Here is a 21409-nt window from a genome sequence, read left to right as displayed (position 1 = left end):
CCTTTACTTCACGACATTCCATCGGTATCCCATCCCCCTGATCGTAGTTAAAAATTCTGGATTCTTCGGATCATCCTCGATCTTCTCGCGCAGCCTGCTGATATAAACCGCCAGGGTGTTGTCGTCCACGTAGCTGTCGCGGCTGCCCCACAGCCTCTCCATCATCTGCTCCTTGGTCAACACGAGCTTCGGGTTGCGCATAAACAGACAGAGCAGGCGGTACTCGGCCGCCGTCAGATCCAGGTCGATTCCGTCCTTGATCGCGCGCCCCTCCAGCAGCTTGACCGTGATTCCGTTGCTTTTCAAGGTCGCTTCCTGTTCCGGCGGAGGCTCGAAGCCCAGCCCGGAGCGCCGCCAGGCCGCATTCATTCGCGAGATCAGCTCATTCAGTTTCAACGGTTTGGTCATATAGTCGTCTCCGCCGAGATCGAGCCCCATCACGACATTGGCTTCCTCGTCCGAAGCCGTCAAAAATATAACCGGCACCTCCGAGGTTCTCCGAATTTCGCGACACAATTCGAAGCCGCTGCCATCCGGCAGCATGACATCGAGCAACACCATGTCAAACGAATCGGCCGCGATACACGCTTCCGCTTCGGCCACCCCGCGAGTCACGATTACCTCGTACCCCTGCTTCTCCAGAAAATAACGCAAACCCTCGATCAGACTCAGGTCGTCCTCCACTAGCAGTATTTTTTTCATAGACACCCCTACCCTTGTACCCAAATGCCTGCCTTGCCCGTCCTCCTATGGGATCAGCAGCTCGTCGATCGACGAGAACAAGCGGCTGTTATTTTTTACCTCCTTGCTATTTCCAATTATACAATAGCTTCCGGCTTCGGCCACCTTGTCCGCCAGATCTGCAACCCGGAGAAGTTCTTCCTCTTCGGCGGTGTCATCCGCTCTTCCTGCGAAGGCGGACGACCGCTCCTCCCAGTTCCCCGGGGAAGTTAACTGTTTTACGGTCGCTAGGTCATTCCAAGGTGTGCTTCGCATAGGCTGTGTCCTTCCGTGATGGAGCCGGGCGTAATCCGTCAGGGCGTTCCTAATTGCCGCTAGGTTCGTCCGTATATACTTCCCCGTACTGCGAAACGCCTCCAGGGTCGGCTCCAGATGGGGGGCTTTCATGGCGGCGAGGAGCAGGTGATTCTCGATGACGCTCATTTCGCAAGCGTACACGTCCAATCGTTGACGCAATACAGGAAGAAGGTAATGATCATTAACTAGTCCGCATAAAGCTTTTAGTCGCGGCGAAGCCTTCAGGCCGCTTCCCGTCAGGTCCGAGCACAACACCATTTGTTGGGTGGGACTGGCGGAAATAAAGCCCTCGCGCCGTCCGTGCAGCGCCTTAAACTCCATTCCCGAGGGCCAGGCACAACCTGGATCGAGGGAGCGCACCATCCGCTCGATCGGTTGCGAAGCACTCCGTTGATCGCGCGCATACACGCTGACAATGAGCCGGGAACGGGTGAAGACTACGGCTGCGATTTCGGCAAGACACCGGGCGATCAAATACGGTCCGCCGGCCTCCCGCAATAAGGCGGACAGGCTGCGGTAAAACGCAATGCCCCTTAGCGCGTCTTTTTGATGGCTGCAGCCGGACGTGTACGATAAGGCCCGCAACAGGATTAAACTTCTGACATCGGTCATCAGGTTAAGGTCCAGGTTGGCTTTCATGATACTCAGCTCTCTTTCCAGCCGCAGGCCGTCCGCCAGTAGGGAGGGGAAGTCCATCATGCGGCGGCATTCGTGCAACAACCGGTCGAACCGGCTCAGCGAGTCTCCGGAGAGGCTCACCCGCAGAAAGGACCTTCCTTTCGCTCGTTCCTCGTCCTGGCAGGTGGTGCAGCTTACCCGGATTTCTTCCCCGAAACCGTAAGCGGACAACCACAGGTTCATCGAGCGCGCCAAAATAGTGGCCCACGCCCATTGACCGGCCTTTAAGTCGCTGATCTCAAAATAAAGATGGCCATAATGTCCTCCGTCCATTTGCGGATACATGTAGCCGGCAATTCCGGCTATGACCGTTGGCTCGCATTCCAGCGGACGCTCAGGGGGCTCATTGGAAAGTCGGGAGGGAGATTGGACGGACAAAGGAAACGGGGGGGCGACGGTTCGCAGGGGCTGCGGAGCGACATCCGCGGGGGCGGGAATCCTGCTCGGCGAAACCGTAGCGGCGGCAACCGGAGGCTCGGTGGCAGCAATTTCGCCGCCATGGGCATCCCGGCCCGGTTTAAGACAGACGACCGCACAGCGGGAAGCGCGAAACTGCGTTTCGAAAAGCGCGCTCCAGCGTTCGCGGTCCGTCCGCTCCGCGCTTTCCCGGATGTAAGCGAAGGCGGGCAACCCGCCGAAATGCGCCTCCATAAGATAGTGCCCCAGTTTTAGCAAGCCGGCCCGGCCTCTGCCCCGGTCGATTAGCCGGGCGATGTAATTGGGGATGTCCGTGCATCCCGCCTCCGGGCCGATGCGGTCGAGCAGCGCGGATGAATATCGGACGGCCGCCTCGTGAGCCTCACCCGGACAGAAGCCGTACATGAGCGCAAGATAGGGGCGGAGCAGCGAGTTTTTGAAGACGGCTTTGCATATCTTGCCGGGACAATCGGCCGCCAAGTCGTCCATCGCCGCTTCGGTCAATCGCCTTTCCAGCCAGTAGTAAGCATTGTACTCCCCCTGGGTTCGGGGCTTGACCAGCGGGTAATTGACGCCGATAAAATCATGCCCGCTTACGGATTCGTGGACGGCCGGATAACGGCTTTCATAATAGGGAATCGCCCAGCAAGAGACCGGGTCGGATACGCTGGAGACGGCGGAGACAGCGGAGGCGTTGGCGGCGTGCCGAAACCCTTCCGTGAAGAAGCGGTCCACCGCTTCCAACACCCCGTCGTAATCCAGGTTGCCGTAGATAAACATGCAGCACCGTTCAGGGACGTAATACGTCTGGTGATACCCGATCAGTTCTTCATAAGTCACCTTGACGATTTCCGCGGGTAACCCGCCGGCCATATTTCCATACACCGAATTGGGATATAGCGTAAAAGGGGCCAGCTGAATCAGCCGATAGATCGGGGACGATAGCAAGTCCCTCACCTCGTTCAGCACGACCCCCCGGACAACCTGGCGCCCCTGTTGCTCTTCAACCCGCCATCCCTCGCGCAGAAAGATCGTTTTGTCGGCCTTAAAAGCGGGGGTGAAGATGCCTTCCAACACGAGCCGGATTTGCTCGGGCTCCCCTCGCTCCAGAACGAATTCGTAACTGGTCTTATCCTGATAGGTGGCGGCGTTCCGCCGGAGGGACCGCAGCCCCGCGGGAGGCGCGGCGGCAATGCAATGCTCGACGATATGGGAGGCTCCTTTATAGTTGATGGCCGGCGTCCCCACCGTTACATTTACGGCAATTTCTGCGCTATGGCGGTCATGAAACAGCAGGAGGGTCATCCCGCTTTCGTGCCGGAATGCCTGTCCTTCCACTTCAACGCCGGCTTGGTTCAAACCGATCTGCTCTATCAGCCGGAAATTCATCTTCATCCCCTTGCGGCTCCATAGGCTGATTCTAGCCGTTCCACCACTTTGTCCAGCTCGGGCAGCCAGCGTTCATCCCGAAACAGTTCGTAGCAGGCGTGGCAAGTATCCACTAGATTCTCTTCCAGCGGAATCGGTATGTTATGCGCTTTGATGTAATCGTAGTAGGGCTGAACGCCGTGCTTGCGGATAAAACGGTTATGCCGATCCTGTTCCGCCCGTTCGATGAGCGTGGCCATGGATTGCTCGGCGAGCGAACCCGTGAGCCGGCCGGGGACATTCGAACACATGGACCCGCAGGGGTAGACGTTCCCCTCCGGAGTGACGATCAGCATGCCGCTGTCTCGACAAGAAGTCAGGGTCCGGTTTTCGCGAATAAAATCTTCTTTCTTGAACATCTCGCGCGCGCGGCCGATCGGATAGCAGGTCTGTTCCATCAGAATCACCCCGGTGGCGGCATCCTGAATATGCTCCAGCAACCCCTTCAGACGGGAGCTGTTCTTCAGCGAGGTGCAGCCGAGCACGATCTTCACTTGCAGCTCCTTGGCCGCATTCAACACATTGGCGATATTCTCATAAGGAATGTACCGGCCGTGGAACTCGTCCGAGCTGATCTTGATATGTTTGACTCCGACGTTTCGCAGTTGATCCAGGATAGCGTAAGCCCGGTCGAAGGAGCTTCCCCAATAGCCATTGCTGGTCAGGGTGATATTCATACCCAGGGCATGGGCATAGCTGGAGAGCTCGAGAATTTCGTCCAGGTAGAGCAGCGGTTCTCCGCCGGCCACGCCCAGCATTTGCATGCCCAGCTCCCTGCCTTCCCGGACGTAGCGCATCGCCTCCTCCAACTCCATCTTCTCCTCCCGCTTCGGAGCGCAGTAATAAGTGCAAATGTCGCAGGACGCGCAGCAATTATAGGTATACAACAAAGCCAGCAAATAATAAGACATCCGTTACCCCTCCTTAAGCTGAACCTTGCGATTTTTCATGAACGAATAATATTTCAGGCCGTATTCCGTGATCAGTTTCGCATATTCGCACATCACGGGGTCGCCCCGGTCTAAATAGCAGCCGCCTCCGCACAACCGTCTGGCCCAGCAGCCGAGGCATTTCTCCTCAGGCGCATATTTCCGCTGGAATCTCTCCCAATCAATGCCATCCCTGACGTTACCGGCGCGCTCCTCCGCCTGCCGTTCCGTAAAACTGCATTTGTAAACTTCCCCTTCCGGCGTGAACTGCAGAGAGAACGCGTTGAAATAGGTACATTCGCCTTTCAGCGACCTGTTGTCGATCGACTCGTACAGATCGGTAATCGAACGGATAATTTTCGAATTCCCTCGGCGCTCCTCCTCCTTCATCACCTCTAGCAGCCCGTCGAACTGTCTCCGCAACTCCCGCAGCGAAGGCAGATCGAGCGCAAGCTCGGGCGAGTCTGATTTGACCGGGTCGACAAAAACATGATTGAACCCCATACGCCAAAGAAACTCGACATCCTCCCGCAAGGAATACACACCATGTTTCGTCAACGTCATTCTGGCGATCAGATTGTGGTATCTCCGGCCGCGAAGGACCGCCAAATTTTTGGCGATCGTCCGGAATGTCCCGCCGCCGCTTCCAAACTTGCGGTGCAGGTTATGCGTTTGTTCTCCCCCGTCAATACTGATGTTGACGTACATCATGTTCTCCGTCAGCGCCCGCAAAATCTCCTCGTCCAGAAGGGTCCCGTTGGTGGTGATGATATAATGAATGCTCTTTCCCGCCTCCCGGGCCTTTCTGTTGATATAATCGACGGCGTAAAGAAACGTCTTCTTGTTGAGCAGCGGCTCACCGCCAAAAAAGTTGACATTATACTTATCCGCTTGCCGTGCCGCATATTTGAAAAAATAATCAATGCACGCTTTCGCGGTCTCCTCCGACATCATCACCTTGTTTCGCAGCCCGTAGTCGCCGAAACAATACGCGCACTGCATATTGCAGCCCTCGGTTAGGGACAGCCACAGTTTCGTCAGCGCCTTCCCAGTAAACCAGTCATCCTTGCTCACGCTCTTCGGCTTCCGCACCTGAAGGCTCCGCGGCGCGGCCGACGCAGTGCCGGCTGCGGACAACTGGGACAGCACATCCAGGCATTCTTCGATTTCCCGAAGATCGCCCCCTTCCGCGGCGAGTACGGTCCTTGTCGCCCCTTTACCCAGGCCCGTGTTCATCAGCCGCACGGCGTCGTGAACCAGTCTGTTCGCGCCGTAAACGATCCCCGTATCCGTATCGTACAAATAATACTGTCCGTCCGCTGTATAAGGAAAATATTTCGGATCATGCATGGCGATCAGCTCCAATTGAAATATTGCTTGGCTTTTTCGGGACATTCCACCTGCATGCGGGCGTAGAACTTCAAACTCTGTTTCAATATGATTTTCGTTTTGGCGCACCAGGCTTCAGCCGGGACTTCCGGATCGCCGGTGTAAATCTCATTCTCGTAAGCGCAGCCGTCACCGCAATAGAGCTGGGCCCAGCATGCGGAGCACTTTGAAACGCGCTCCTTCTTGAACCGGTTATTCAGCAGCGCCAGCCCGGAATCTTGGATGCTTCCCAGCTTGTACTCAGGATTGCCGATGTATCTGTAACACCGGTACGCCTCCCCTTCCGGCGTGAATATAAAGGCTCCATTCTGCCAGAGAAAGCAGGAATCGGAGAACTTCTTCTTGTGAATCCTGCCCGCAAGCCGGACCAAACCGTGATAGGTATACGGCTTATCTTCCATAATGTTGGCGAAGGTCATCGCTGCGAGTCTGCCGATCTGCTGCTCGTATTCGGCAAAATCTTCATATTCGTAGATTTCGTCCTCATGAAACACCAAATTGGAATGCACCCGGTTGACTCCGGCCTCCCATAACATCTCCACCGATGGCGTCAAAAAGGGAATGTCCCGCTTGCGGACCGTAATCTGCGAGGATAGCGACGAGAACTCGCGTTTGAGCTCCGCTATATTTTGCAGAATGCGATCAAAGCTGCCCCGCCCGCTGGCGAAGGGCCGATTCCTGTTATGTATCTTCTCGATGCCGTCGATGCTGATGCTCACCAGAAAATCGTTGTCCTTGAACAAACGCAGCAGCTTGTCATTCAGGATCGTTCCGTTGGTCGTGATGTTGTACCGCACCCGGCCGCCATGACCGGACATTAATTGATTGATGTATTCGACTGTGAAAAAAAGAACCTCCTGATTCATCAAAGGTTCCCCACCGAAAAAAGCGACATCAAACAGCTTTTGGTCTCTATTCAAATGAGCGTACCAATAATCGATGCACGCCTTGGCGGTTTCCCGGGTCATCAGCATGCGGCTGTGCCCGTAATCGCCGCCGTTGCCGAAGCAGTAGGTACAGCGCAAATTGCAGTCATGGGATAAATTCAACCATAAACAACCGCCGAAGTACCCGTTTTGGGCGCTTTCATATTTTTCATCGAACAGCTCGTAGATTTTGTGTTTATGTTGCAGAAAGCCCTGCCGGTTAAAAGCTCGAATCGCCCCTACCGCCTCATTGATTTCCGCTTCCGCATATTTGGAGTTTAGCAATTCCTTCAGCTTAACCAAATCCTCTTCCCCGTAAAGGTCGTAGATGGGCGAGAGATTCAGAAGATCGTAAACCAACTTGCCGATTCGGGACATCACCCCGCTGCTTCCGTCAAATACGAAATACTCTCCACTCTCGGTGAAAGTCAAAAAAGGACTCGCCAGCATCGCAGCCCGGCCTTCCGGGCCGGCAACGGCTTGTTCCGTTCTCACAGGGATCCTCCTCCTTAAAGCTTCAGTATTTGCCGAACTCATAACCCTCCGCCCGGTGGGCCAGAACGTCATAGATGTATAATTTGAGCGAAAAAATATGGCGTTTCAACTCGCATCGCAAAGCGCGCTGCTCCCGGTTGTCCCACAGCTTGTCCGCCAGACATTCGCCCCCGCATAAATAGCGGGCCCAGCAACGGCCGCATTCCCCTTCATCCGCCAGCCTTTGCTTCAAGCTGTCGATGCTGGCCGGGTCGACCCCCTGCTCGATATCGCCCAGACAATAGTTGTCCCACATTAACATGTCGCACGGGTACATTTTGCCGTCCGGAGAAAAAGCGACCCTGCGGTTGAGCGTGCTGCAAACCTGGAGCACCGGTCTGCGGGCATGAAGCTTGTTCAGGTCCTTCAGCAGCGGATAGCAGCCTACCCGTTCGCCGGAGATCAACTTATCGAGCAGCAAATCCGCAAGCTGGTCGTACTCCCGTTTCAGTTCCTCAATTTGTTCGGGAGTGAAGCACATGTCCTCGCGATCGCTTTTGACCTCGGCGAAGTGAATGTAATTGACGCCTCGCGCGAACAGATGCCGAGCGATTTCGGACAGGTTCATATTGTAAGGGGTTACGGTAACATTAATGCGAATGATCTCGCGCTCATCCAACGCATCCCAGCGCTTCATAATTGCGTCATAGGCGCTCCCCCCGCTTCTGTCTCCTCGCAGGAAGTCATTCGTGGCCCGGTCGTGACTGTCCAGACTGATGATATAAGCCACATCGTATTGATGAAGCAACTCCAGCGCCCGCTCCGTGAGCAAGGTGCCGTTGGTGGTTGTGGCAAAGCGCATCATCTTGTTCCGTTTTCCGGCTTCCAGGGTTCCGTAGCTGGCGATCTCCTCAAACACCTTTAGGTTCATCAGCGGTTCCCCGCCAATGATGGTGACCTTGAGCTGGTCGTTGTCGCCCGCATGATCCAGCACATAATCGACGACCTCCCTCGCCCGCTCCTTGGTCATCGCCCCTCGCTTGCCATGGCTGCCGCCTTCGGCAAAGCAATATTTGCAGTTCAGGTTGCAGCCGTAAAAAACGTTGATATCGCAGCCCGCAATATTCAGGTCTCGGTCCATGTAGTCCGCTTGGACGGCCTCGATCCGCCGCTTGGCTTCGGCATCCCGCTCGGCATAGCCGCGAAGCAGTGCCGTATTGCCGTCCTCTTCCACGGCTCCCCGCTTCAGCCGGTCAACGGCGTCCTCGACCTCAGAGCCACATGCAAACATCATCAGCGAGTGGCGGAAGAAGAGATACGATTTATCCTTTACATGGATCATCTCAAGCACGATATCCATCTCCCTTCTCGGCGATTAGCCCATCCGGTACGCCAACTTAAATAGCTGAGGTTCTTTCTCATGCAAAGTGGCATAGAGCTTTAAATTCTCCCAGATGACCATGCGGGTAAACTCGCAGGAAATGTCATAGGGAGTATTCAAATCGCTGTGGTACATCCAATTCACTTGCGAGCATCCCACGCACAGATGCCGCGCCCAGCACTCAGAACATGCGGGAGGTTTCGGTTTGGCGTTATCGTACCTGTCCCAATCGATATCCGTATGGATGTTCCCGTAGTGAAACTTCGGGTCTTCAATCAATCTGTGGCATTTGTAAATCTCCCCGTCGGGCCCAACCATCAAGCTGTTTTTGGCGTAAAAAACACAGCTGTTATACTGGTGGTTATGCATCGCTTTCGCGTATTTGGTCAATGTGCCGACGTATCTTTTCCGCCGGTGGACGAAGTTGCCGTAGACTTCCCGGGCCAATCGTTCCAATTGTGGTTTCAGGAGCTCGAGATCCTCCGCGGTAACCTTGAATCTGTCGTCGGGGGAGGAGACCAAATCAAAGTTGACATTGCTGATGCCCAAATCCCACAGACTGTGCACCGTCTCGGCCAACTTCGGAACATGCTCGTGAACCAGTGTCAATCGGGCCGTAATCGGCAGACCGCTTCCTCCCAGGCGCGCGACCGACTCGCCGATCCTGTCGAAGCTGCTGCCTTTGCCGGACGCGAACGGTCTTGATCGGTCCTGGATCTCCTTGTCCCCATCAAGACTGATCGTGATTCGGAAATCATTGTCGGCAAACAGCCGCAGTAGCTCCTCATCCAGAATCGTACCGTTCGTGGTCATGGCGTAGCTGACATTCGCCCGGTCGCCGAGCACGCTGTTAATATAACTGACGGAGAACATCAACACCCGCTTGTTCATCAAGGGCTCCCCGCCGAAAAAGACGATTCTGTACTCTTCCGCTTCCTTGTCTGCCCGGGCATACCAGTAGTCGATAATTCGCTTGGCCGACTCGACCGTCATCAGCTTTCTCCGGCCCCCGTAGGCCCCGCCGCTGCCATAGCAGTAAACGCATCGCAGATTGCAATCATGCGAAATGTTCATCCACAGGGAGTCCAGTACCTTCCCCCCCTCCCAAGCTTCCAGGGAAACCTTACCGTAATGTGCCGCTTGTTTCCGCCGCTTCCTATCCATCTTCGCCGCCCACTGCCGTAACAACTCTAGCTGTCCGCGGACCAGCTCCTCCGAATAGTGGCCGCCCAGTTCACGGCACGCCTTCTCCGCGTCGGAATCGTCCAGCCGATGGACCAGCTCGAACAGCAGGTCGGAGTATTCAAACAAAGCCGTCAATTCAGGCATATAAATATACCTGGTCCCGCTGTAGTTATGCAGAGTGCATACCTCAGAATCCATGGTATTTATCATATGGGCTGCCGTTGTCCGGCTTCCCTCCCTAACCCGTATTATGGGAACCGGCTTCAACCGGCGAGTTGTCATCACCGATCGAAGCCGTCCTCTAAAAAAACAACTGCTCATTTTGCCAAAAAAAGTGGAAACGATCTGTTGGAATTAATGATAAGTTGGATCGCAAACGCTTACACAATCATCACAGACATCATCGCCACCGCAAAAAATCCATTCGTTCTTGTCCTCGTTGATTTCCTCGTTAATCGGTTTGATCAGCGCGTTGTCTTTCATGATCATTCTCCTCCTTTGATTTTTGGAATGATTGAAGCAAGTTGTTCGACAGAGCGACATGGAAAGTTATCTATCTCTTCTGGCCAGTGAAAGAAATAACTTTCACAAACAAATATTACCAAAACAATTCTACTATTTCAACCCTTTTATACTATTTTTTTGATATTAAGTTATACTATTACATTTTTTATCTTCTCGGTTGTCGGGACGTTTGAACGGATTGCGGCGGTGTGATTTCTGGTGAACTCCCAATAATCGGCGAATTCGGTGAGATGCCCGTTTTCCAGATAAAATAATTTGTCGGCGTTCTCAATTGTATGCAGCCGATGGGCAATCACGATAACCATCCGATCCTCCGCAATCTCATCGAGCAGCTCCGTGATGATGCGTTCATTCTCCGGGTCCAGAGCCGAGGTAGGCTCATCAAAAATATAAAGAGACGGATTTCTGACCAAAATTCGGGCTATGGCCACCCGTTGCCTTTCCCCGCCGGACAGATTGATGCGCTCATTGATGATCGTATGGTAGCCCTGATCGAGCGAGGAGATTTTCGCATCGAGCTTTAATCTTTGGCACGCCGCCTTAATGGCTTCGTCGCCGATTTCCGCATTTCCGCACCGGATATTCTCCAGAATGCTCGCGTTATATAAATCGATTTCTTGCGATATATAGCCGATTTGCTCTCTTAGCCGGGCCACGCCAATATGCCTGATATCCCGCGAGTTAATGATGATCTCCCCGCTTTGCGGGGCGTAAAGGCCAAGGATAAGCTTGATCAGGGTGCTTTTTCCGCCACCGGAAGGGCCTATAAAGGCAAACTTGCCCCGACCGGGCAGATGGAAACACACTCCGTTCAAAATCTTGCTGTTCCCATAGGCAAAATGTACGTCTTTGAACCGGATATCGGCGATTGGACCGCTGGGCCGTCCATCTCCCCGATCCTCGGCGGACAGCTCGTCATACTCGGCGATCCGGCCGAGTATAGGAACGATCCGCTGATATTCAATATAGCTGTTGATTAGCTCATTAACGGGGCTGATGAGCTGCTGGATATAGATGCTCAGACTGATGACGGCGCCAAGTGTCAAGTTCGTGCTCATGACCAGCCAGGTGCCATAGCCATACGTGATAGACAGACACACGACCATCAGCAAAGAAGACAGGTTATTTACTAAAGTGATATACAGGGCGTAACGCCGGTTGTCATTCAAACTTTTGCTTAAGATGAGGTCAAAACGGGAGAGAAAGTAACTTTCGGAGAGAAACGTCTTGATCGTGGCGATGGAAGTGACCGTTTGCGATACGGCCACACACATGGCGTCGTTATTTTGCTGAATATCCAGGGAGATTTTTCTGAATTTATGCTTGACGGTGAACTTCAGGAAAAAAAACAGCGCATAGACCCCGAGAATCAGCAGGCTGATCCGGGCAGACATCATAAACATACCGGCCAAAATCATAACAATCATGAATACATCCTTTATCAACGAAATGAAAATGCTGCTGATAAACTTGCTGACCCCTATGCCGTCATTGACGATACGGGAGACCACTTCCCCACCTTTCGCCGTATCGAAAAAGGTCATCGGAGCCCGCAGTACACTGCCGTACAATTTGGTCCGCAAATCATAGGTAATTTTCTCGGTGATGGTTCGAAACAGATAATCCTTTGCGAAGCCTAATGTCGGCTGACAGGCCATTACCGCTACAAATATGCCGATGCCCGCGAGCAGTCCTTCCCGGGAGCGGTTGGGCAGCACATCGTCGATCAGATACCGGGAAGCCAGGGGAGTGGCAAAAACGCATAGCGTATAGAGGACAGTCAACAGCAGACCAAGAAATTCGAGGGCCAGATACGGCTTAATCAGGAGAAAAATGTTTCTCGATATCTTATTCATCGCAACAACCCCGCTATCTTTATTGGATTTGGAGAGAGGTCAAATGCAATTTCCTGTATTTTCCTTACCTCTTAGATTAATGCAGTTGTTATAACAAGAACAAGTATTTTAACAAAATTGCCTTTTTTATCCTCCCTTTATTACGTCTCATACCACTAATCATTATTGTTTCCGAGGGTTCTTGAGAGGATTGGGCCTAGATTTCCGCCCTGCGGTGCGCCGATTTCCGTGTCCTCGAACATGTGTTTCACGACGACTCCTGCCCGGAGATCTCCTCACGTCCATGAGACCTCCCACGGTAAGACGATTCACTTTTCTTCCATCTACCCGCATCATTTACAGGCCACTACAAGCCCCCCACAGGGACTTTCACCGCCTAGTTAATCGCCATGCATGGCGCGCAAAAAAGCCCCGCTTCCTGACGGAAACGAGGCCCTGATCTAAGCTTCAATTTACTAATGGACGACAACGGCTACGACGATCGCCAATATGAAAAAGCCTGCCGCCAATCCAACAGTCACCCGTTCGAGAACGAGTTCCATACCGCGCGCCTTAGTCTTACCGAAAAGATGTTCCGCTCCTCCGGAGATGGCACCGGAAAGACCTGCGCTCTTCCCTTTTTGCAGCAGAACGACCGCAATCAGACCGATGGAGAAAATTACGAGCAGCACTTCCAAAAACATATTCATCCAAATCCACCTCCTAAGTGGGAATACATGCTATATAAAACACAGTATTTATATTTTATCACACCCTACCAACATTAACAACTCCGCTAGACAAGTAACTGAGTTTTGAAAATTTCAATGCCTTTTGTCATTTTTTGCTGGAAAATGCCGAAAATAGGACCTTTAAGTTTCTCACTATTGTACCAATATTCCCTATTTTTTCATGATACCATTAGTTATATAATTCACAAGACTCATGGAGGTCAGTTTATGTCCACAAGCAAAGTCCCATCCCAGGCCCGATTTACCGTTAAGGGGAGAGGTATGTCCTTTCAAACCAAATTGTTAATCATCATTCTCGCGATTTCCCTCCTGCCCCTACTTGCCGCCAACACGTTCCTAATCGACTATTTCGGCCGGGAAACGAAGGACAACGCCGAGAAAATTGCGAAAAAAACGTTGGAGCTCCACATCTCGAAAATTGACGAATGGATGCAGTCCAAAATTTCGGCCGTGGAAGAATTAATCAAACAGAATTCTCAATTTCAGCACGTCCAGGCCGACACGATTTTTCCGATATTAAGTATCTTGGAACAAAGCGATACCCAATCGGAGGGCTATAGTCTGATAGATCAAGGCGGTACACTCACGAATATGCAGAACATGACGGCAGACATGTCGAAGAGCGATTATTTTGTGAGAGCCAAACAAACCAAGGCCCCGGCTATTGCCGAGATGTCCTATCTCGAACCGTTGAACAAATACATCATCCCGGTGGTTGTGCCGATAAACGATAAAAGCGGCGAGTTCCTCGGCGGAGTCGCCTTCTCGGTCACGCCCGACATCCTCACAGAGCAGAGTAACAGCATTCACCTCGGCAAAACCGGTTTAGGCTATTTCGTTTCGGATACCGGCGTCTATTATAGTTACCCGGATGCGGAACGCTTCGGCAAGAATATGCAGGATTACGCCAAAAGCTCCGGAGAAAAGCTGGCAGACGAGCGTATTTTGGGCCAAAAGGAAGGTTCAATCACTTACAAGGACGACTCCGGCAAAGAGATGATCGCTTACTTTGGAACCGTTCCTACTACCCAATGGAAAATGGTCATTACCGTTCCGAAGAGCGAGATCATGGCTGAGGTTTATCAAGCCCGGACGCTGTCCATTGTGCTGGTCGCTGCCGTTATGGTGGTCGTGGTCATCGTATCCGTAATTTTGGCCAAGCTGGTGGTGAAGCCGCTCCTTGCCGCCTCCCACGTCGTCAAAAGAGTTGCCGAAGGGCATCTGGATGAACGGGTCACCGTTAAATCCCGGGATGAAATCGGCCGGATGAGCGAGAATATCAATTTGATGATCGATTCGTTATCCGGTATGGTGCAGCAAATCCATCAGACCGTCGGGCGGGTCGCCACCTCCTCGGATGAACTCGCGGCCGCATCCCGCAAGTCGGCGCAAGCCGCCATGAATATCCAGACGGATATTCAACATATGGCGAACGGATCCGCGTCCCAAGTCCAAGGCGCGGAGCAGTCGGCCCGGTCCACGGAAGAAATGGCCACCGGCGTCCAGAAGATTGCCGAGGCAGCGGGTATGATCTCGGAGCAAGCCGAAACGGTGTCGAGCGAAGTCGAATTCGGTTATGTCGAAATTCAGTCCGCCATCGAGCAGATGAACATCATTCGTCAATCGGCGGACCAAACCGCGGCGGATGTCGAACAATTCGTCAATCGCTCCAAGGAAATCGAACAGATTGTCGATGTCATTTCCGACATTTCCAATCAAACCGCGCTCCTATCCTTAAATGCTTCCATTGAAGCCGCGCGTGCCGGAGAGCATGGGCGCGGATTCTCGGTCGTTGCCGGAGAGGTTAAGAAGCTGGCGGAGCAAACCAGCCAATCTATTTCACATATCGTCGAGCTGATTCAGTTTATCCAACATTCCAGTACTCAGGTAACGGGATCCATGAGAAACAACATCACCGACATTTATAACGGAATTGACCGGATGAAAAAGGTCGGGGACTCTTTTGACCACATCCGCCAATCGATCCGTCAAGTCTCCTCGCAAATGCAGGATGTTTCGGCGACGACCGAGCAAATCTCGGCCGGAACCGAGGAGATTGCCGCCACCATGGGTGAAATGCTGACGGTGGCGCAGCGATCGGCGGAGAGCGCCCTCTCGGTAGCGCAATCCTCCACGGAACAGTCGGCAATTATGGAAGGGATCGAAAGTGCGGCGCAGAACCTCAATGTGATGATGAACGACTTGAAGGAACAGATTCAGGTTTTTAAATCCTAATACTATGCCTATGCCAAGAACAAAAGCAGCCTATCCTAGAGTGAGGATAGACTGCTTTTTTGCTTAATTCAATTTGTAAACCCGTGCCTCATAAGGACGCAGAGTCAATTGGTGGAAGTCCTCTTCGGCGGACACCTCGTAGTTGCTGATCAGCACTCCCCGGGTTTCGTACGCGATAGGTTCGCTTAGCGCAAACTCCGCCGGTTTTTCATAGAAGTTCAAGATGACCAGCAGACATTCCTTGTTCAGGGTACGGAGAAAAGCATATACCTGTTCATCCTCTGCATTCAGCAGCTTATAGTCGCCGTACACGATGATCTCGTGTTTTTTCCGCAGCTCGATTAATTTCCGGTAGTAATGCAGAACGGAGTTCGGGTCGTTCAGCGCCCGCTCCACGTTGATTTCTTTGTAATTCGGATTCACAGCGATCCACGGCGTACCGGTGGTGAATCCGGCCTGCGCTTCTCCGTTCCACTGCATCGGGGTCCGGGCGTTATCGCGTCCCTTGGCGTAGATCGACTTCAGAATGTCTTCCGACGCATGGCCTTTGCCGAGGTATTCCCGGTACATATTGAGCGTTTCGATATCCTTATATTCCTCGATCGTCTCAAACCGCACATTGGTCATCCCGATCTCTTCCCCCTGGTAAATATACGGGGTCCCTTGGAGCGTGTGCAGCAGCGTAGCCAGCATTTTGGCCGCAACATTATGATGCTCGCCGTCATGCCCGAATCTCGACAGCAATCGAGGCTGGTCGTGATTGTTCAGGTAGATGCTGTTCCAGGCTTTTCCGTGGAGTGCGGTCTGCCAGCGGCTGACAATCTCCTTGAACTTGGGCAGCTTCCAGGGCAACACCTCCCACTTGCCGGACGGCCCCGAGTCGATACCCATCAGTTCGAACTGGAACACCATATTTAGCTCCCCGCGATCCTCACCCGCAAAAAGAACCGCATCCTCCGGCGAGACATCGACCGTTTCGCCCACCGTCATAATGTCATACTTGGACAGTACCTCCCGGTTCATCTCCTGCAAAAACTCATGAACCCGCGGCCCATTGATATAATGTTCGCCGCCCCCCGACCCGTCGGCCGTGTCCGGAAGTCCGGGCACTTTGGAGATCAGGTTGATGACATCCATCCGGAAGCCGTCGATCCCTTTGTCCAGCCACCAGGTCATCATGTCGTACACCTCGCGGCGAACCTTCGGATTCTCCCAGTTCAGATCCGGCTGCTTGGTCGAAAAAAGATGCAGGTAGTATTCGTCCGTCCGGGCATCATATTGCCAGGCCGGCCCGCTGAAGAAGGAGACCCAGTCATTGGGCTCGCGGCCGTCTTTGCCCGGGCGCCAGATGTAGTAGTCGCGGTACGCGTTGTCCTTGGACTGGCGCGACTCCACGAACCAGGCATGCTCGTCGGAGCTGTGGTTCACGACGAGGTCCATGATCAGCTTCATCCCTCTCGCATGCAGCCCGGCCAGCAGCTCCTCCCAATCCGCCAACGTGCCGAATTCGCCCATAATGCCCTGGTAGTCGCTGATATCATACCCGTTGTCGTCGTTAGGGGACTCGTAAACCGGACACAGCCAGACCACGTCGACCCCCAACTGCTTGAGGTAATCCAGCTTGGATATAATTCCGCGCAAATCCCCGATCCCATCCCCATTGCTATCCATAAAACTCCGGGGATAGATTTGATACACAACGCTTTCTTTCCACCATTTTTTCTCCATTTCGCTTCTTCTCCTCTCGCGGGGTGCCCCGTTTTATCTTATTATTACCTTTTGTAGCCCTTATCTAATTGCTATAAGTCGACACTTTATGCGGTGCTTTCTACATGTGATCTACTTTCTTACCGTAAACGTTTACGTTACATACATAATTCCATTTGCCCACCGATAGTACTCTCGCGTCTTGGGTTTATATAAGACCTCAAAAGGCCGCTATGTGGACAACGGGGGTGAAAAATACCATAAGAGCGTCCGTTTAAACCACTATCGCTTCAATAGATTCGAAAAACGGGGACGTAAACGTTTACCTAAACTATAAAATACCCTTCCCTCGTTGTCAATGCGACTTGAGAGGGTGGGGCCCGTTTCTAACGGAAATGATAGCCGCTATTTTACGAAAAATAGCCCTTCCCGATTTCTGACGGACGTCATAGCGCCTATTTGCCACTCTTACCGCCAAAACGGCTGATTTTTACTATAATAGGGGCTATTATTTCCGTTAAAGCCAGTAGTGGGGCCTGTTAACCAGAAATAGCGGCTACTATTTCCGTTAGAACGGTTCAAGCCGGAACTCGTCCTACCAGCGGGCCTCCCAGTTCCACAGTCCCTGCTTCCCCGCAGCGGGGACCGGCTCCGGCAGCTTTCGCACTTCGGCCAGCTCCCATCCGTATCGCCCGAGCGCGAAGTCCCCGAACCGGTACTCTTGCCCAGCCACAACGAGAGCGCGATCTCCGCCTTCCCCGCCGGCTCCACGCTCCTTCCCGCCTTGACCAGCTTTACCGAGTTCGCCTACGTTGCCGCTTCCGCCACCTGCTCCCAGTCCGCCACCTTCGCCGACATCCAGCACGGCTGTTTCGCCATCATTGGCCATCACCGGGTAGCAGCCGGCCAACCTGCCGACCGCCACCACTGCGCCGGTCGGCAGGTTGGCCGCGGAGTAACCGGACGCCGCCAGCAGCGACCGCACCGGTTCCGCCAGGCAGGCCGCCCGATCCACCCGTTTTCCGGCATGAATCGCCAATTCCCCGCGGTAGTTCGTTTTCCAGCCCCGCGTTTCCAGGCGCTTCTCGCCTATGGCGATAAGCGTCGCCCACGGTTGGCGTATCGTAATGCAGCGCACGTGCATCGCTCCCTTCCGTTACTGTCCTCACATTCTCGTTCTTCCAACTCCTACTAATGTATAACAGAGGGCCGGGGATGACAAACCTTCGCGCCGGATGTCGTATGTCTTTTTCCCTGTTCCCCCGGAAAAATAGTCCAAAAGTTCCGTAGACATCATGGACTATTGGAACCTGCCGCACATTTGGATAAAATACCCTTAATTCGTATATCACATAAAATCACATCATATGGAGGGTAACAACGATCATGAGGAGAAATGGTCAACTTAAAGGATTTTTAAGAAAAGGCTTGATGCTGGTTTTGAGCTTTCTGATGATGACGATCGCCTTCCTGCCGGCGGGTTCCGCTCAAGCCGCCGACAGCAAGTGGATCAATGCGGTATGGAGCAAATACAAAAAATATAACACCACCGTAAATGCTTCCTACAACACCTATATGGCGCAGCTGATCAAGGACTACAATACATATTTCAAGAGTCAAAACGACCGGCTGGCGGAACTGGAGCGCATCGTATTGGAAGACCAGAAGAAGTGGAACGAGAAGTTTGAAGCGGATTGGACGGAACTTAAGGCACGGTATGAAAACAACGATGACTTAAGGGGTGAACTGCGGGAATTCGAACGCAGCATCAACCCGAATTCGCTCAGCAGCCCGATGGGAGTTTATGTACGGGCGGCCAACCGCAATTCGCTCAGCAGCACGATGGGAGTTTTCGCCCGGGCGATCAACGAGAACTCACTGAGCAGCTATATGTACGAATACAAAAAAGCGACCAACATCAATTCTTTAAGCAGCCCGGCTTATGCCCTGCACAAAACGGTGACGGACACCTACTTGTCCAGTCCGATGTATGCGTTGATGAAAAACTCCAGTACCAACTATCTTTCCAGCCCGATCTATGTCTATTCGCGCGGGAGAATCAGCAAGGCGAGTGCTCAAAAGCAATACGCCAAACTGTTTACCCAATACACGGCACAAATTTCCCAGGACTCGGCCACGTATAAGCAACAGATTGCCACGACGGCCCAATCCGCGCAGCAGAAGATTGAGGCGCTCTATCTGGATACGGTCAAACAGCTGGAAACGCAGCGGAACGAGACCTTGCAGGCCATCTCCGACAATCGCAAAAAATTGACCGGCGAAGGCTTCACCTGGGAACCGTTGCTGGTGGCCCCGGTAGAGGGCTCCACGGGAGCTTCGGCGGGATCTCAGGCGGGCAACTCGGCGAACCCTTCCGCGGAAAAAGCGCCGGATGCCAACCAGGGAACGACCGCGCAGCAGCCCTAATATCGACAACAAAGGACCGGCACCCGAGCCGGTCCTTTGTTCTGTCCGGATCGGCACCGTTCCTCCGCCGGAGGGCCACTATCCCACATGCCGGGGCATGGCCGAGCAAGTGCTTGGGATTGCCCAAGTACACCGGGGTTGTCCGTCTCCGGCGGTTCGCATTTCCGGATTCGCCATGCTTTTCGTGGCCGGGCCGCTTGGCGCGCCTGGGTCGGGAGCGGGGCCGCACGCCAGTGAGCGCGGGCCCAGGGGGCCTGCCGAATTAGCGGGAATTCCTCCCGTTAATTCGGCCAAACCCGCCGGCGGTCCACATTTACCGGGAATTCCTCCCGTTAATTCGGACCGCCAAGCCCTTTCGCCCCTATTGGCGCGGATTAGCTGGAGAAATTCCAGCTAATTGCCCCGCCAGGGGCGCCCCCCGCAACATTAACGGGAGAAATTCCCGTTAATGCCTCTCCAGCCTCTCCAGCCTCCCTCGCCTCCCTCCGCCTCCCAACCTCCCCATCCGCGGCCCCCTTTTTCCCCCATAGAACGATTTATTCCACTCTCTCTCCCTTTACGTAGATATGTTCCATGGACTTCGCGTTTTTGTTCCTTCTGGCGGTTTTTCCGGTCTGTTATCCTTGATCCATCAACATGAAATTAAGGATTAACTCAGGGAGGTTGGCGCTTTTGAAAAAGAAAGGTTGGGTCGCAGGATTCACCGCGTTTGTGCTCGTCCTGGGCTTATTGGCGGGATGCTCGGGCGGAGGAGACGGCAGCGGCGGCAATGCGTCCGGGAAAACCGGGGAGAACGCCGGCGGAAACGCCATATCGGGGAACGCGGTCACGCTAAAAATGTGGGGCGGGGTTCCGCCGGAAGCGGGGCCGCAGCAGGTCATCGACGCTTGGAACAAAGAGCATCCCGATATCCAAGTCGAGTACGTGCGCTTCGTTAATGACGACGACGGGAACCTGAAACTCGATACGGCGATGATTACCGGGCAGGATGTCGACTTGTTCGTCAATTATTCGATCTCCCAGGCGTCCAAACGGGTGGAATCGAACCTCGCCCTCGATTTGAGTCAATTCAGCGACTACAATATCGACGAGAAAATGGGGCCCGACGCGGAAAGCTGGAAGATCGACGGGAAGTATTACGGGATGCCGACCACAAAGAGCCCGTTCTTCATCGCGCTGAACAAGGATGCGCTGGACGCCGCAGGCCTGCCGGTTCCCAAGGACTGGACCTGGGACGAGCTGCGCGAATACGCCAAGAAACTGAAAACCGGCTCGAACTACGGGTTCATCCAGAACATGGAGCCGTTCGTCGACCCGATCGATTCCGTCCTGTCGCAGGAAGGATACACCAAGCCGGACGGCACCTCCAACCTGGATCACCCGCTCGTCAAAAAATGGCTGGAAACGCTCGAAACCATGATGAAGGAAGACAAGACCACACCGCCGCTCGGGGAACAGTTGACCTCCAAAATGCCGGTGGAGCAGGTCTTCCTCAGCGGAGAGGTGCCGATGCTCAATATTGGAGCGTGGCTGCTGCGCAGTTCGAACAACTTCACCGACTTCCCGCGCGATTTTAAAATCGCCTTCGCCCAGGTACCGCGGCTGGCGGACAGCGCGGACAACTATGTCACGCGCGGCGGTCTCGGCGATTACATTTCGATTAACGCCAAATCCAAGCATCAGGCGGAGGCGTGGGAATTCCTGAAATGGTATTCCGACGGCGGCATGGCGCCGATGGCCGCGGGCGGACGGCTGCCGGCCTCCAAGGATGCCAACCAGGAGGATGCGCTGACCAGCCTGCTCGGCGACAAAAAGGACACCTATGACCTCGAATCGCTCATGTACGTCATGTTCGAGGACAAAACGCCGACTTATGTGCGAAGCCTGCCGCAGGAGGTCATGGATATGCGGGCGCAGGAATACGAGAAGTTCTTCCTCGGCGCCCAGTCCCTGGACCAGACGATCCAGGCCATGGTGACGCGGCATAACGACTTTTTGAAGCAGAACAAATAAAACTAGAGGCTTGCAAGCTTAGGGGTCGTCGTTTCCGCGGCGGCCCCTTTTCCATGGCTGATTTCAAAAC

The 21409-nt window shown here is 53.7% G+C and carries 15 protein-coding genes; 3 read left to right on the top strand and 12 right to left on the bottom strand.

Features of this window, described 5'->3' with window-relative positions; genetic code table 11:
* Window positions 1-3: 3 nt before the first annotated feature.
* The 10 genes from V4U88_RS14995 to secG form a co-directional block, all read right to left on the bottom strand.
* Entirely contained in the window at window positions 4-702 is a 699-nt protein-coding gene (locus V4U88_RS14995) for a response regulator transcription factor (protein WP_334074066.1), read from the bottom strand.
* A gap of 45 nt (window positions 703-747) precedes the next feature.
* Window positions 748-3528: an insulinase family protein gene (locus V4U88_RS14990; RefSeq protein WP_334074065.1), complete on the bottom strand. Its 2781-nt coding sequence runs from the start codon at window positions 3526-3528 to the stop codon at window positions 748-750.
* Window positions 3525-4472 carry a radical SAM protein gene (locus V4U88_RS14985; protein WP_334074064.1) on the bottom strand — a complete coding sequence of 316 codons (948 nt, stop codon included), beginning with the start codon at window positions 4470-4472 and terminating at the stop codon, window positions 3525-3527. Before V4U88_RS14985 ends, V4U88_RS14990 begins: the two co-directional genes overlap by 4 nt.
* 3 nt (window positions 4473-4475) lie before the next feature.
* The gene (locus tag V4U88_RS14980) at window positions 4476-5885 is read right to left on the bottom strand and encodes a radical SAM/SPASM domain-containing protein (protein WP_334074063.1); all 1410 of its coding nucleotides are present in this window, start codon (window positions 5883-5885) and stop codon (window positions 4476-4478) included.
* Entirely contained in the window at window positions 5846-7300 is a 1455-nt protein-coding gene (locus V4U88_RS14975; protein ID WP_334074062.1) for a radical SAM/SPASM domain-containing protein, read from the bottom strand. Before V4U88_RS14975 ends, V4U88_RS14980 begins: the two co-directional genes overlap by 40 nt.
* 22 nt (window positions 7301-7322) lie before the next feature.
* The gene (locus tag V4U88_RS14970; protein WP_334074356.1) at window positions 7323-8621 is read right to left on the bottom strand and encodes a radical SAM/SPASM domain-containing protein; all 1299 of its coding nucleotides are present in this window, start codon (window positions 8619-8621) and stop codon (window positions 7323-7325) included.
* 33 nt (window positions 8622-8654) lie between these two features.
* On the bottom strand, window positions 8655-10043 hold the full coding sequence (locus tag V4U88_RS14965; RefSeq protein ID WP_334074061.1) for a radical SAM/SPASM domain-containing protein: 1389 nt from the start codon (window positions 10041-10043) through the stop codon (window positions 8655-8657).
* A gap of 156 nt (window positions 10044-10199) precedes the next feature.
* Complete coding sequence (locus V4U88_RS14960) at window positions 10200-10328, bottom strand: hypothetical protein (RefSeq protein WP_334074060.1); 129 nt, start codon at window positions 10326-10328, stop codon at window positions 10200-10202.
* A 170-nt stretch (window positions 10329-10498) separates the two neighbouring features.
* The gene (locus V4U88_RS14955; protein ID WP_334074059.1) at window positions 10499-12226 is read right to left on the bottom strand and encodes an ABC transporter ATP-binding protein; all 1728 of its coding nucleotides are present in this window, start codon (window positions 12224-12226) and stop codon (window positions 10499-10501) included.
* A gap of 455 nt (window positions 12227-12681) precedes the next feature.
* Window positions 12682-12915, bottom strand: a complete 234-nt coding sequence (gene secG / locus V4U88_RS14950) for a preprotein translocase subunit SecG (RefSeq protein WP_334074058.1) — start codon at window positions 12913-12915, stop codon at window positions 12682-12684.
* 249 nt (window positions 12916-13164) lie between these two features.
* Here secG and V4U88_RS14945 point away from each other — a divergent pair, with 249 nt between their 5' ends.
* On the top strand, window positions 13165-15192 hold the full coding sequence (locus tag V4U88_RS14945) for a methyl-accepting chemotaxis protein (RefSeq protein ID WP_334074057.1): 2028 nt from the start codon (window positions 13165-13167) through the stop codon (window positions 15190-15192).
* A 63-nt stretch (window positions 15193-15255) separates the two neighbouring features.
* Here the strand turns inward: V4U88_RS14945 and V4U88_RS14940 are convergent, their stop codons facing one another.
* On the bottom strand, window positions 15256-16920 hold the full coding sequence (locus tag V4U88_RS14940; protein WP_334074056.1) for a glycoside hydrolase family 13 protein: 1665 nt from the start codon (window positions 16918-16920) through the stop codon (window positions 15256-15258).
* A gap of 574 nt (window positions 16921-17494) precedes the next feature.
* Window positions 17495-18043 carry an ASCH domain-containing protein gene (locus tag V4U88_RS14935; RefSeq protein ID WP_334074055.1) on the bottom strand — a complete coding sequence of 183 codons (549 nt, stop codon included), beginning with the start codon at window positions 18041-18043 and terminating at the stop codon, window positions 17495-17497.
* A gap of 284 nt (window positions 18044-18327) precedes the next feature.
* Between V4U88_RS14935 and V4U88_RS14930 the strand changes: the two genes are divergently transcribed.
* Both V4U88_RS14930 and V4U88_RS14925 read left to right on the top strand, forming a co-directional pair.
* Window positions 18328-19326 carry a hypothetical protein gene (locus tag V4U88_RS14930; protein ID WP_334074054.1) on the top strand — a complete coding sequence of 333 codons (999 nt, stop codon included), beginning with the start codon at window positions 18328-18330 and terminating at the stop codon, window positions 19324-19326.
* A gap of 672 nt (window positions 19327-19998) precedes the next feature.
* Window positions 19999-21339, top strand: coding sequence for an ABC transporter substrate-binding protein (locus V4U88_RS14925; RefSeq protein WP_334074053.1), 1341 nt, complete (start codon window positions 19999-20001; stop codon window positions 21337-21339).
* Window positions 21340-21409: the final 70 nt, after the last annotated feature.

Source organism: Paenibacillus sp. A14, assembly GCF_036864815.1.
GTDB classification, from domain to species: Bacteria; Bacillota; Bacilli; order Paenibacillales; family Paenibacillaceae; genus Fontibacillus; species Fontibacillus sanfengchensis.
Note: the sequence above shows the minus strand (reverse complement) of the source record. Positions and strands in the feature narration are given on the sequence as shown.